This window comes from Hymenobacter saemangeumensis, assembly GCF_039541835.1.
Classification (GTDB): Bacteria; Bacteroidota; Bacteroidia; order Cytophagales; family Hymenobacteraceae; genus Hymenobacter; species Hymenobacter saemangeumensis.
This window is the reverse complement of record NZ_BAABGZ010000028.1, coordinates 1-13,962: the sequence shown is the minus strand read 5'-3', so window position 1 is coordinate 13,962 and position 13,962 is coordinate 1. Positions and strand designations below refer to the sequence as shown.

At 63.2% G+C, this 13,962-nt stretch carries 8 protein-coding genes; all 8 read left to right on the top strand.

From position 1 onward, the window contains the following. Positions 1-229 precede the first annotated feature (229 nt). Complete coding sequence (locus tag ABD919_RS12530; RefSeq protein WP_345236361.1) at positions 230-3,127, top strand: outer membrane beta-barrel protein; 2,898 nt, start codon at positions 230-232, stop codon at positions 3,125-3,127. A gap of 367 nt (positions 3,128-3,494) precedes the next feature. Then, positions 3,495-5,690: a LysM peptidoglycan-binding domain-containing protein gene (locus tag ABD919_RS12525; RefSeq protein WP_345236360.1), complete on the top strand. Its 2,196-nt coding sequence runs from the start codon at positions 3,495-3,497 to the stop codon at positions 5,688-5,690. A 160-nt stretch (positions 5,691-5,850) separates the two neighbouring features. After that, entirely contained in the window at positions 5,851-6,174 is a 324-nt protein-coding gene (locus ABD919_RS12520) for a hypothetical protein (protein WP_345236359.1), read from the top strand. A 345-nt stretch (positions 6,175-6,519) separates the two neighbouring features. Further along, complete coding sequence (gene dnaE / locus ABD919_RS12515) at positions 6,520-10,233, top strand: DNA polymerase III subunit alpha (protein ID WP_345236358.1); 3,714 nt, start codon at positions 6,520-6,522, stop codon at positions 10,231-10,233. Between the two features lie 173 nt (positions 10,234-10,406). Continuing rightward, positions 10,407-11,060: a hypothetical protein gene (locus ABD919_RS12510; protein WP_345236357.1), complete on the top strand. Its 654-nt coding sequence runs from the start codon at positions 10,407-10,409 to the stop codon at positions 11,058-11,060. Positions 11,061-11,160: 100 nt separating this feature from the next. Next, positions 11,161-11,490, top strand: a complete 330-nt coding sequence (gene trxA / locus ABD919_RS12505) for a thioredoxin (protein WP_345236356.1) — start codon at positions 11,161-11,163, stop codon at positions 11,488-11,490. A 135-nt stretch (positions 11,491-11,625) separates the two neighbouring features. After that, on the top strand, positions 11,626-12,252 hold the full coding sequence (locus ABD919_RS12500) for a response regulator (RefSeq protein WP_345236355.1): 627 nt from the start codon (positions 11,626-11,628) through the stop codon (positions 12,250-12,252). 181 nt (positions 12,253-12,433) lie between these two features. Beyond that, the coding region (locus tag ABD919_RS12495; protein ID WP_345236354.1) for a tetratricopeptide repeat protein at positions 12,434-13,962 on the top strand (1,529 nt) is incomplete at its 3' end.

The window sequence follows — 13,962 nt, the reverse complement described above, 5'->3', positions numbered from 1 at the left end:
AGCCAACCACGGATTAGCTTCGCTGAACTTCGTTTGCCACGGATTTTTCGGATTACACGGATTTCGTAGACGATTCACGAAAGTCCTGAAAATCGAGTGGATGAGGAGGCGGAAGGCTTAGATAAAGGTCTTGTCTGCCTAACTGGGACGTTTGTACACGGTGGCATTTAACCTTTCCCGTTCGCAGTCGTCTACAAAATCCGTGTAATCCGATAAATCCGATAAATCCGTGGTTCAGACAACCTTCCTGTTTACCCTTCTATTCCTGTCAACCATTCCGGCGGCCTGGGCGCAGGCGCCCACCAGCGTGAGCGGGCGCGTGACCGATGGCAAAGACCAGTCGCCGCTGATTGGAGCCAACGTGCTGCTGATTCACTTGCCCGACTCGGTGAAAGCCGGCGCCGCGGCCGATGCCGAGGGCCGCTTCCGGTTCGACAACGTGGCGGCCGGGCGCTACGTGCTGGATATATCCTTCGTTGGCTACCGCAGCCAGCGGCAGCCCCTCGCCGTGGGCGGCGCGCCGGTGCAGCTGGGCACGGTGGCGATGCAGGCCGGCGGCGTGCAGCTCAAGGGCGTAACGGTGCTGGGCCAGGCCGCGCAGAGCGTGCAGAAGGGCGACACCACCCAGTTCAACGCCCGGGCTTTTAAAACCAACCCCGATGCCAACGCCAGCGACCTGATTACCAAGATGCCGGGCGTAACAGTGGGCGCCGACGGCAAGGTGCAGGCTCAGGGCGAAAATGTGCAGCAGGTGCTGGTCGACGGCAAGCCCTTTTTCGGCTCTGACCCCGACGCGGTGCTGAAAAACCTGCCGGCCGAGGTGATTGACAAGATTGAGGTGTTTGACCAGCGCAGCGAGCAAAGCCGCTTCTCGGGCTTCGACGACGGCAACACCACCAAGACCATCAACATCGTGACCAAGCCGGCTTACCGCAAGGGCACCTTCGGGCGGGTGGTGGCCGGCGCCGGCCCGGAGCGCTACCGCGCCAGCGGCAACATCAACACCTTCGACGGCGAGCGCCGCATGTCGCTGCTGGCCCAGTCCAACAACGTGAACGAGCAGAACTTCGGCACCGAAGACCTGCTGGGCGTAGTGGGCGGCTCCAACCAGGGCGGGGGCGGCCGCGGCGGGCAGCGCGGTGGTGGCGGCCCGCGGGGCGGCGGGCAGGGCGGCCCCGGTGGTGGGGGAGGCGGCGCCAGCGACTTCCTGGTAAACCAGAGCGGCGGCATCACCAAAACCAACGCCATTGGTGCCAACTACTCCAACACCTGGAACAAGAAAACCGAAGCCACGGCCAGCTACTTCTTCAACCGGGCCGACAATACCGTGGCCAGCAGCACGCGCCGGCAGTACGCCGACGAGGCCCGCACCATTTACAACCAGGAGGGAAGCACCGGCAGCCTCAACACCAACCACCGCTTCAACCTGCGCCTGGAGCACAAGCTGGACTCGATGAACTCCATCCTGTTCCGGCCGCGCCTGAGCTACCAGCTCAACGAGGGCGCCAGCGACCTGACGGGCCTCACCCTGCGGGCCGAGCAGCTGCAGAGCAACATCAGCAGCGCGTACCGCTCCAGCTTCCGGGGCCTGAGCTCCGACAACGACCTGCTGCTGCGCCACCGCTTTGCCAAGCCCGGGCGCACCATCTCGCTGGGCGTCGGCGGCGGCTACAGCCAGAAGGATGGCACCAACAACCTCAGCACGCTCAACTCGGCCGCCGGCGCCAGCAACCTCAACCAGCGTTCTACGCTGCGCCAGGAAGGCGGCAGCCTCACGGGCAGCCTGGCCTACGCCGAGCCCCTGACCCGGCAGGACGTGCTGCAGGCCAGCTACAACGCGTCGTACGCCCCCAACAACTCCAACAAGCGCACCTTCGACTACGACGAGGCCACGGCCGACTACGTAAACCTGAACCGGGCCCTGAGCAACGTGTTCGAAAATTACTACCTCACCCAGGCCGGGGGCCTGAGCTACCGCCACATCACGCCCAAGTACCAGGCCATGGTGGGTGCTTCGGTGCAGCACTCGGTGCTGCACTCCGACGCCGAGTTTCCCATGCCGGGGCAGGCCCGCTTTACTTTTCTGAACGTGCTGCCCACGGCCATGCTCAACTACCGCTTCAGCAAGCAGCACAACCTGCGGGCCTTTTACCGCACCAGCACCAACCCGCCCAGCATCGGCCAGCTGCAGGCCGTGGTAAACAACGCCAACCCCCTGCAGCTGACCATTGGCAACCCCACGCTGCAGCAGGAGCTGCGCCACAACTTCATTGTGCGCTACACCGGCTCCAACCCCGAGAAAGCCAGTAACTTTTTTGCCTTCATCGGCGGCTCCTACACCCAGGATGCCATCAGCAACAACACCTTTGTGGCCGGCCCGCGGGGAGCGGCAGTTACGCCCGCCGGCAGCAGCGAAGTAGTGGAGCTGCCCGCCGGCGGCCAGCTTTCCCAGCCCGTGAACCTAAGCCAGCAGTACACCCTGCGCTCCCTGCTCACCTACGGCCGGCCCATCAAGCCTATCAAAACCAACCTCAACTTCAACCTGTCGGCCAACTACAGCCAGGTGCCGGGCCTGGTCAACAACAGCCTCAACTACGCCCGCACGCCGAGCTTCGGCGCGGGCCTGGTGCTGAGCAGCAACATCAGCGAGCGGCTGGACTTCACGCTGTCCTCCACCTCGACGCAGAACCTGGTGCGCAACACCCTGCAGGCGCAGCTCGACAACAACTACTTCGCCCAGGTGACGCGCTTCCGCCTGAACTGGATTGTGGGCCCGGGCATCAGCATTCAAACCGACCTCGCCCACCAGGCTTATTCCGGCCTGTCGGCTGGCTTCAACCAGCAGTTCCTGCTCTGGAACGGCAGCATAGGCAAGAAGCTATTTCCCGGACAGCGCGGCGAAATCAAGCTCTACGCCTTCGATATCCTGGGCCAGAACCAGAGCATTCAGCGCAACGTGACCGAGGCCTACTTCGAAGACGTACAAACCAATATCCTGCAGCGCTACCTCATGCTCATGTTCACTTACAACATCCGCAGCGGCAACGCCGTGCCGGCCGAAGCCCCGGCCGATGGGCCGGACGGACCCCGCGACGGAGGCTGGCGCGGCCGCCCCGGCGGGCAGTAGATTTATGAGTTAGAAAGTTAGAGCGGTTCTGTGGTTACTGTAGGGCCTCGTTCTGGTAGTAGCCTCACCCCCCGGCCCCCAAAAAATGCTTCATTCGCATTTCCGAAAAGGAGAGGGGGAAGCACAGGGTTGACCTATGAAAGGACCTGAAATCCGCTGTAAAATCATTTAAAAGACAAGAGTTAAAAGGCAGAAAGTCTCTTAATTCTTGTCTTTTAACTTTTACCTTATTTGCAGCCGGCTCCCCCCCCCCGCAGGGGAGGGGCCGGGGGTGGGGCTGGTTTTCTCCCCAAAATTGAGCTACTTTGTAACTTTCATGGCTTTAAGCCCGGCTCTTTGCCGCTTCTTCAAGTCTTGTTTGTTGCCTATGAAGTCTGCTTTTCTGCTGTTGCTGCTGGTGCTGGCCCGCCCGCTGCTGGCCCAGCCCCTGGCTCCGCTGCCGCACCCCGACGTGCCCGCGGCCATGGACGTGGCCGGCCTGCACCTGGTGCTGAACGAAGAGGCGCGCCGCCTGGTGCAGCAGCGCGCCGATGCCCTCTGCCGCCACCAGCCCTCGTTTCAGGGCCGGGTGGATTTGGCAGATGCAGCGTTCCCCATCATCGATAAGATATTGCAGCAGGAAGGCGTACCCCTGGACTTTCGCTACCTCGTGCTGCAGGAAAGCTCCCTGAAAGGCGACGCCGTCAGCATCCACGATGCCGTGGGCTACTGGCAGCTGAAGAAAGGCACGGCTACCGACATGGGCTTGGTGGTGAATGACGAAGTAGACGAGCGCAAGCACCTGGTGGCCAGCACCCGCGCCGCCGCCCGCTTCCTGGTGCGCAACAACAACGCCCTGCGCAACTGGCTCAACGCCCTGCTCAGCTACAACCTGGGCCTGGGCGGCGTGAAGCCCTACACCCTGCCCACCGACGCCGGAGCCACGGAAATGGCCATCACCGAGCAAACGTCGACCTATGTGCTGACTTTCCTGGCCCACCGCATTGCCTTTGAGCCGGCCTGTGGCCTCAACCCCCGGCCGCCGCTGCGCCTGCAGGAGTTTCCGGCCGTGCCGGGCCAAAGCCTGGCCGTGCAGGCCGAAACCATTTATGCCGACCCCCTGGCCCTGGCCACGCACAACCGCTGGCTGCTGGCCCCGGTAGTGCCCGCCGACCGGTCCTACACCCTTATTGTGCCCGTGAGCGACGCTGCCCAGGCGGCTGGCCTGGCTGCCAACCAGCGCATCGACACGGGCAAGGAGCTGATTACGGCGCCCGTGGTGGATGCCAAGAACGCCAAGGAGGTACGCGTCAACAACCTGCGGGCGCTGATTGCGTTGCCCAACGAAACCCGCGAAGACCTGGCCCGCCGGGGGGGCGTCAAGCTGGGCACCTTCCTGCGGCACAACGAGCTGCGGCCGTTTGATGCCGTGGTGGCCGGCCGCCCTTATTTCCTGGAGAGCAAGCGCGACGAAGCAGCCGTGGAATACCACGTGGTGCATTCCAGCGAAACCCTGGTCGACATTGCCCAGAAATACGGCATCCGCCGCAAGGCTATTCTGGTGAAAAACCGCATGGCGCCCAACGAGGAGCTGCGGGCTGGCCGCGTGCTGTGGCTGCAGCACTTCCGCCCCCGCGAGGTGGCCGTGGAGTACCGCACCGACCTGGAAGGCGGCACCCTGGAGTTGCCCGTAGGTGCTCCCCGCCCGCCCCGCAAGGTGGTGGCAGTAGCTGCCGCGCCGGTCAAAGCGCCGGCCACTCCCAAAGCCCCTCCGGCCGCTGCAAGCCAACCGGACCCTGACGACGACAAAGACGCCGCTACCGAGGCGCTGAACGAGCAGCTGCCCGCTGCCCGCCCCCTTCCGGCCCTGGCTACGGCGCCCCCCGCCGCAGCCCTGCCCCCGCCCGCCCCGCTCCCTGCCGACCCCGAGCCCCTGGCCGAAGAGCCGGTACGTACCGCCTCGGAAGCGGGCAAGGCAAGCGCCGCAACTGCTAAGCCTGCTCCCGCAGCCGTGGTGCCGGTAGTGGCTGCTCCCGCAACGCCCGCCGTAGCAGCTCCCGACAGCACCCCGCTGGCCCGGCCGGTTGCGAAGCCCGTGGCCGCAGCACCGGCTGCCGCAGCACCGGCGCAGCCCCGGGAAACCGACGCAAAACCCGCAAACGACGAAAATGGCCAGCTTACCGAGCACCGGGTAGCGGCTGGCGAAACGGTGTACGCCCTGGCGCGCCGCTACAGCGTGCGCCCCGCCGACCTGCTGGCCTGGAACAACCTGCCTGCCAACGCGGGCCTCGTGGTAGGACAAGTGCTGCGGCTGCGGGCAGCCCCCGAAGCGGCTGCACCTACTGCTTTGGGAGTGAAGGAAGGGGGGAACCCCGCGCTGTATGTGCCGCCTGTCTCCAAAAGCGCGGCTCCTGCGGTTGCAGCCGTGGATGCGGCGCCGGCGCGTCATACCGTGGCGGCGGGCGAAACCCTGTTCAGCATCTCGCGCCGCTATGGGGTGCGGGTAGAAGAGCTGCAGGCCTGGAACAAGAAAGCCGACGCCGCCGTGCGCGTAGGCGAAGTGCTGCTGGTGAAAGCCCAGTAGCCGGGCCGGCACAGCAGCCGAGAAAAACCGGTCGTTGGCGGGGCCAGCGCCGGCAGCGACCGCAAACTCTGGCAAATGGCCGGAATGCTGCGCATTATTGTAGAACCTTTGCCAGAAGGACTGGCAATAAGTATAAACCTCTTACCTCTACTTTTTACTCATGAAGCATCTCGCCATTCTCATTTGTCTGCTCTTAGCTGCACCCCGCATCCAGGCTCAAACGGCTGCCCCGGCGACTACTGAAGAAACAGAAGTGACAATGCCGGAGCCGGCACCACTCTCGGCCAAAGAGGCCGACAAGCGGGCCCGGAAGGCGCGCCGCAAAAGCGGGCCGGAAGTGTACAAAGGCAGCCTGGCCCAGAAGCGTCGCATCATCATCGACGCGCCTGAAGCCGAAAACGAAGTAGACACGGAAGACGGCCCAGACAGCGTATCGGCCAGTGCGGAGGATAAAAGAAATTCCTCTGCCAAAAAGCGTAAATAATGTGGGTGACTCCCAGGAAAAAGGCCCTCTGCTTCGCTGCAGAAGGCCTTTTTTATTTCCAGACCTGGTCCGGGATTGATGCCTGCCGTTGCAAAGGCTGCTGGCGCATAGGCCCGCCGCCGCCCCGGGCGGGCTGCCGGCGGCTGCCTGCCCGAACAGACGGGAGGCAGGAAGCCAGCCTTGGAAAAAGAAGGTGTCAGGGAATCAGGCTCCGGCAAATTACTGTTTGGGGAAGCCCGCCCACCGGGGGTATCTTTACAATGGGCAATTGGCAATGAGCAATGAGCAATTCTGTTCTGCTAGGTCATTGTTCATTGCCCACTGCTAACTGTTCACTGCCCCGCCATGCCCGTTTTCTCCCACCTCCACAGCCACACCCAGTACTCGCTGCTCGACGGCCAGGCCAGCATCTCGGCCCTGATGAAAAAGGCCCAGAAAGACGAGATGCCCGCCGTGGCCCTCACCGACCACGGCAACATGTTCGGGGCGTTCAACTTCGTGGCCGAGGCGAATAAGTACAACGTCAAGCCTATTGTGGGCTGCGAGTTCTACCTGGTGGCCGACCGCCACAAGAAAACCTTCAGCCGGGAGAAAGGGGAGAAGGACAACCGCTACCACCAGCTGCTGCTGGCCAAGGACCAGGCCGGCTACCACAACCTGGCCAAGCTCTGCTCGCTGAGCTTCATTGAGGGCGTGTACTCCAAGTTTCCGCGCATCGACAAGGAGCTGCTGGTGAAGTACCACCAGGGCCTGATTGCTACCAGCTGCTGCATCGGCGCCGAGATTCCCCAGGCCATTCTGTTCGAGACGGAGGAAAAGGCCGAGGAGAAGCTGAAGTGGTGGCTGGATTTGTTCGGCGAGGACTTCTACATCGAAATCCAGCGCCACGGGCTGATGAACTTCGACGGCACCGGCAAAAGCCAGGAAGACGTGAACCAGGTGCTGCTGGGCTTTGCCCGCAAGTACAACGTCAAGGTCATCTGCACCAACGACTCGCACTACGTGGACCAGAACGACTACGCGGCCCACGACCTGCTCTTGTGCGTGAACACCGGCGAGGAGCACAGCATCCCCGTCGGCGACATCCGCACCAACTACTACACCCTGATGACGAGCAAGGGCGAGGTGAAGTACGACCTGCTCGACAACCTGCGCCGCGACTACGGCCGCGACGAGGCCGCCCAGCGCCAGCTGCGCCGCATCGACGAAGAGCTGCAGAAGCCCAAACCCCACACCCGCTTCGGCTTCGCCAACGACCAGTTCTTCTTCAAAACCCAGGCGCAGATGAACGAGCTGTTCCAGGACGTGCCCGAGAGCGTGGACAACACCAATGAGATTGTGGGCAAAATCACGCCGCCCAAGCTGGCCCGCGACATCCTGCTTCCGAACTTCCCCATCCCGGCCGAGTTTGCCAATGCCGACGAGTTCCTGCGCGAGCTGACCTACGTGGGCGCCTTCGGCCCCAGCGCGGGCAAGGGCATCGTGAAGCTGAGCAAGCCCCCGCGCTACTCCGAGCGCACCCCCGAGATTGAGGAGCGCCTCGACTACGAGCTGCGCATCATTCAGACCATGGGCTTTGCGGGCTACTTCCTCATCACCCAGGACTTCATCAACCACGGCCGCAACATCGGCGTGGCCGTGGGCCCGGGCCGGGGCTCGGCCGCGGGCTCGGCTGTGGCCTACTGCGTGGGCATCACCAACATCGACCCGATAAAGTACTCGCTGCTGTTCGAGCGTTTCCTCAACCCCGAGCGCGTGAGCATGCCCGATATCGACATTGACTTCGACGACGTGAACCGGCAGCGCGTCATCGACTACGTGGTGGACAAGTACGGCAAAACCCAGGTGGCCCAGATTATCACCTTCGGCACCATGGCGGCCAAAAGCTCCATCAAGGACGTGGCCCGGGCCATGGAGCTGCCCCTGCCCCAGACCAACGACCTCACCAAGATGGTGCCCGACAAGCCCGGCACCACCCTGGCCGGCGCCTTCGCCGAAAACCAGGAGCTGGACATGATTCGGCGCGACGACGCGCCGGATAACCTGAAAGGCTACATCCTGCGCCTGGCCGAGCGCCTCGAAGGCTCGGTGCGCAACACCGGCATTCACGCCGCCGGCGTCATCATCGCCCCCGACGACATCACCAACTACATCCCGGTATCCACGTCCAAGGACTCGGACTTGCTGGTGACGCAGTTCGACGGCAAGGTGATTGAATCGGCCGGCATGCTGAAGATGGACTTCCTGGGCCTCAAAACCTTGACCATCATCGTGGATGCCCTGCGCCTGATTGAGCGCAACCACGGCGTGAAAATCGACATCGACGAGATTCCGCTCGACGACGAGAAAACGTATGCTCTTTACCAGCGCGGCGACACCATCGGCACCTTCCAGTTTGAGTCGGAAGGCATGCGCCAGTATTTGAAGGACCTCAAGCCGACGAATATTGAAGACCTGATTGCCATGAACGCCCTCTACCGCCCGGGCCCCATGCAGTTCATCCCGAACTTCATCAACCGCAAGCACGGGCGCGAGGAAGTGGTGTACCCGCACGACCTGCTCAAGCCCATTCTGGAGTACAGCCAGGGCATCATGGTGTACCAGGAGCAGATTATGCAGACGGCCCAGATTCTGGCCGGCTACTCCCTGGGCGGCGCCGACCTTTTGCGCCGCGCCATGGGCAAAAAGGACATGAAGAAGATGGCCCTGGAGCGGGAGAAGTTCACCAAGGGCGCCCTGGAGCTGCACAACATCCCAGTGAAGAAGGCCAACGAGGTGTTCGACGTGATGGAGAAGTTTGCCGAATACGGCTTCAACCGCTCCCACTCGGCCGCCTACTCGGTAGTAGCGTATCAGACGGGTTATCTGAAGGCCAACTACCCCGCCGAGTACATGGCCGCGGTGCTCACCAACAATATGGGCGACATCAAGAAGGTGACTTTCTTCATTGAGGAAGCCCGCAAGCAGGGTGTGCCCGTGCTTGGGCCCGACGTAAACGAGTCCCTGCTCAAGTTCAACGTAAACCAGGAGGGCGCCATCCGCTTCGGCATGGGCGCGGTGAAGGGCGCCGGTGAATTGGCCGTGGAAAGCATGGTAGAGGAGCGCGAGAAAAACGGCACCTACCAGGACATCTTCGACTTCGCCAAGCGCGTGAGTTTGCGTACTGTCAACAAGAAGACCTTCGAAAGCCTGGCCCAGGCCGGGGCCTTCGATGGCTTCGGCAAGCACCGCCGCCTCTACCTGGAAGCCCCGCAGGGCGACCGCAACCTGATTGAGAAAGCCATGCAGCTGGGCCAGCAGCACCAGGCGGCCAAGGAGTCGGCCCAGCACAGTCTGTTCGGGGCCGGGGCCTTTGGCGCCGTGGCCGCGCCGCTGCCCAAGATGCACGAGATGGAGCCCTGGAGCAAAACCGAGCAGCTGCGCCGAGAAAAGGAAGTAGTGGGCTTCTACCTCTCGGGCCACCCCCTCGACACCTACAAGCTGGAGATTGACGCCTACTGCACCTGCGGCCTCGACAAGGTAGATGAAATCAAGAACAAAGAATTGTCGGTGGCGGGCCTGATTACCAACGTCCTGTTCAAGACTACCAAGACCGGGCAGCCCTTTGCCACCTTCGTGCTCGAAGACTACGAGAGCAGCATCAACCCGGCTTTGTTCCGCGACGACTACACCAAGTTTGCGCCCCTCATCAACCCGCGCAACTACCCCAACGAGCAGGTGCCGCCCATGTTCGTGAAGCTCAAGCAGGAGCTGCGCCGCCACTCCCAGGACCAGTGGGACCTGCGCATCCTCACCATGGAGCCCCTGGCCGACGTGGCCGAGAAGCGCAGCAAAGGCGTGCGCGTGAAGCTGGACCTGCGCACCGTAACCAGCCCCATGCTCGACCGCCTGGAAGAAGCCATTGAGGCCGCCCCCGGCCGCAAGCGCCTGGAAATCCAGTTTGCCGAGCCCCACGAGCATCTGTCGGTGGATATGTTCTCGCGCCGCTTCACCATCGAGCCCAAGGCCTTTATCGAGAAGATGAAGGAGATGGAGATGGACGTGTGTGCGCTGATATAGGCACCGCCATTGGCTATTGGTCGCATTAATAAGCCCCCGCCTGGCCTGGGCCGGGTGGGGGCAATGAATTATTGCGGCCAGTGCCCAATCCATGACGTAACAGGTAGCGTAAGGCTGAGCAGCGCTTTCCGACTATTCGGGTAGCTTTGACGCCCCACCGGCCTTGCTTGCCTATGCGCCCTTACTTACTGCCTTTACTACTGGCCATGCTGCCTGCGCTGGCTGCTGAGGCCCAGCCCGACAGTATGCCCCGCCACGCCACTGTGTTCGACCTCAGCGGCGCCGTGGGGCCCACCTTGAACTATACCTCCGCCGCGGGCTGGCAGCTCTGGGGCATCGACAAGAAAGGCCGGTTTCAGGCCGGGCTGGGCGGGCGCGTATCATACTTCTGGAGTGGGCGCAACGAGTTCGACAACCAAAACGGGCCCGGCAAAGCGGCTTTGCTCACGGTGGAGGAGCCCCGGCTGCTGGCGTTCAACGTGGCCTTTCATGTGCGGGCCCGCGTGGCCGGGCCGGTAAGCCTGGGCTTCAACCTCGACATGCTGGGCGCCACCTTCGGCCCCGACCGCTCGGGCATGCTCCTGCCCGACATGCCTTTTCAGCGCCCGCCCCGGCCTGTGTGGAACAACCTGCTGCTGGGCGGCACGGCCGACCGCGGCTCGCTCAACTCGGAGTTCTATGCCAGCCTGGCCCTGCCTCACCGCCTGAGCCTGCGAGGTGGCTGGAGCCACATCGTAACCGCCTATGAGGTAGATGGAACCCGCTACCGGCGCTTTCACAACCTGGCCGTGCTGGGCATCAGCTACCGCCTGCCCGATAAGCCCTGAAACTTTCCGGCGCTGGCCTTGTTTCATCCGTCACTACTACCTTCGCGCCCCCGCCAACGTAGTACTCTTTTTAACCCCAGAAACCAACCCCAAAACTGTCATGGGACACAAAGCAATTGAAATAACCGACGCCAACTTCGACGAAATCATCAACTCCGGCAAGCCTGTGCTGGTGGATTTCTGGGCCGAATGGTGTGGCCCCTGCCGCATGGTAGGCCCCGTAGTAGAAGAGCTGGCCGGCGAGTACGAAGGCAAAGTGGTAGTTGGCAAGGTCGACGTTGACGCCAACCCCCAGACGTCCATGAAGTTCGGCATCCGCAGCATTCCCACGCTGCTGGTGTTCAAAGACGGACAGATTGTTGACAAGCAGGTAGGCGCCGTGCCCAAGCACGTGCTGGCCCAGAAGCTGGACGCGCAGGTAAGCGCCTAAGCAGCTTCCAAAAAGCACTTTTACAAAAAGCCCCGCATCTTGCTGATGCGGGGCTTTTTGCGTTGCTGCCAGCCCGGAAGCTATAACATCATTGTGCTATTGCCGCTGCGCCAGGCCGCCCGGTATCTTTGTTCTATGCTAACCCTTGCGATAATTGAAGACCAGCCCGCTATTCGGGAAGCCTACTCGGCGTACCTGGCAGCTCAGCCCGAATTTCGGGTGTTGCTGGTGGCTTCCTCGGTAGAAGAATTCCTGGAGGAGCTGTCGCACAAGACGGAAATGCCCGAAGTTGTGCTTTCCGACATTGGCCTGCCCGGCGGGGTGTCCGGCATCGAAGGCGTGAAGCTCATTAAGCAGCGCCTGCCGCATACCGAGGTGCTGCTCATCAGCGTGTACAACGACGCCGCCCGGGTGTTTCAGGCCCTGTGTGCCGGGGCGGTAGGCTACCTCATAAAAAACACGCCTCTTAACCTGCTCAAGGAGCACCTGCTGCAGGTATCTGCCGGCGGCTCGCCCATGTCGCCGAGCGTGGCCCGGCACGTGGTGCAGCACTTCCGCCCCGTGCAGGCCCCGGCCGAAGTACTCTCGGCCCGCGAGCTGCAGATTGTGCAGGGCATTGAGGACGGCCTCAGCTACAAGCTCATTGCCGACCGCCTGGGCATTGCCATGGATACCGTGCGCTCCCACATCCGCACGGTGTACCGCAAGCTCGAAGTAAACAGCAAAGGCGAGCTGCTGGCCCGCCGCTTTGGTACCAACTAAACCTGCTTTTGCATCTGTGCAGAAACGGCATTTCAAACTTAACCTCTTTTCTGCGAAGTAAGCGCCCCGCCAGCCTGTCTGACGGGGCGCTTAGGCTTGCAGCCGGTTGAGGCGGTGCTTTGGCTACTCCCCAGCCTGCTGCAGCACCCGCTAGTTGCCGCATTTAATTTCAACAAGCCACATGGATACACTTTCGAAGGTTGGGCAGCTTCTGTTTCCCGCTTTGGCCTTGTGGCTAAGCAGCGGGCCAACACAAGCCCGCCCGGTACCCGTCCCCGATAGCCTGCGCCAGCCGCTGCAGGCCGCCCGCACCGAGCATCAGCAGCTGGTGATGATGCTGCGCATTGCCAGCGCCTACAACGTCGGGCTCGACTCGGCCGGCGTGATGCACTACGCGCAGGCCGCCGCACGCCTGGCGCGGCAGCTGGGCGACTCCATCGCGCTGGGCCAGGCCATCAACGCCCAAGGGTTTCTCTACCTGCAGCAGGCCGACCAGCACCGCGCCCGCCCGCTGCTGCTGCGGGCCGAAAGCCTGCTGAGAGGGGGCCCCCTGGCCGCCCGGGCCGAAAACAGCTTTCACCTCGGCTGGCTTTACGGCGATACCAACCAGCTGCCCAAAGCGCTGCGCTACCTGCGCCGGGCCTACGCCGGCTTCGGGCAGCTGCGCAACGCCGCCCAGCAGGCCGAGGTGCTCAATACCTTGTGTGTGGTACACATGTACAATGGGCGGGCCGACTCCGCGGCCGTGGTGCTGCTGCAGGCCGCCCGCATCCAGCACCGCCTGGGCCTGGACCATGCCGAGGCCACCACCCTGGGCAACCTGGCCACCGTGCTGCACCAGCAGGGGCAGCTGGCCGAAGCCGACCGCTACGCCCGGCAGGCGCTGGCCACCCTGCAGCGCCTGGGTGATGAAACCAGCCAGCCCGCCGTGTACCAGACGCTTGGCAACATTGCCTGGGCGCGGCACCGCCCGGCCGAAGCGCTGCCGTACTACCGGGCCTGTGCCCGCCTGCTGCTGCGCCAGCACCTGGAGGGCAACCTCACCAGCTGCTACGGCAGCATGGCCGGGGCCCTCAGCGACCTGGGCCGGGCCGACTCGGCCATTTACTACCAGCTCCGCGCCGTGCAGCTTACCCAGCAGCTGGGGCAGGATTCCCAAACCAGTATTGAGATGGCGGCGCTGGCGCAGATATTTCTGAGACAGAACAAGCTGGCGGAGGCTGCGCGCTGGGCCCGGGCCTCGGTGGCCAAGCAAGGCGGCCAGCTGCTCCAAACCAGCCGCCCGCTCACCATCCTGATGCGGGTAGCCGAGCGCCAGGGCAACTACCAGGAAGCGCTGCGCCTGGCTCAGCAGATTCAGCAGGTGGAAGAAGCCCGCAAGGCCCGCGAAAACGAGCAGCACACCAATGAGCTGCGCGTAGCTTACGAAACCGAAAAAGCGGAGCAGCAGGTGCGCCTGCTCACCCAGCAAAACCGGCTGCAGGCGCAGCAGCAGGAGCTGGCCCGGCTGCGGGAGCAGCGGCAGCTGGCCGGTGGCGGAGCCCTGGGGGTGCTTTTGCTGGGCGGCCTGGGCGCCGGTATCGGGGGGTACCGCCGGAGGCAGCGGGCGCGGGAGCAGCGGCTACGCCGTCAGATAGCGGCGGACCTGCACGACGACGTGGGCTCGCTCTTGACGCAAATCAGCCTGCAGAGCGAGCTGCTGAGCCAGGG

Bases quoted from the DNA above. Each gene is read 5' to 3' on its own strand.
- ABD919_RS12500 (WP_345236355.1), top strand. From the start codon at position 11,626: ATGCTAACCCTTGCGATAATTGAAGACCAGCCCGCTATTCGGGAAGCC.
- ABD919_RS12520 (WP_345236359.1), top strand. From the start codon at position 5,851: ATGAAGCATCTCGCCATTCTCATTTGTCTGCTCTTAGCTGCACCCCGC.
- ABD919_RS12525 (WP_345236360.1), top strand. From the start codon at position 3,495: ATGAAGTCTGCTTTTCTGCTGTTGCTGCTGGTGCTGGCCCGCCCGCTG.
- ABD919_RS12510 (WP_345236357.1), top strand. From the start codon at position 10,407: ATGCGCCCTTACTTACTGCCTTTACTACTGGCCATGCTGCCTGCGCTG.
- trxA (WP_345236356.1), top strand. From the start codon at position 11,161: ATGGGACACAAAGCAATTGAAATAACCGACGCCAACTTCGACGAAATC.
- dnaE (WP_345236358.1), top strand. From the start codon at position 6,520: ATGCCCGTTTTCTCCCACCTCCACAGCCACACCCAGTACTCGCTGCTC.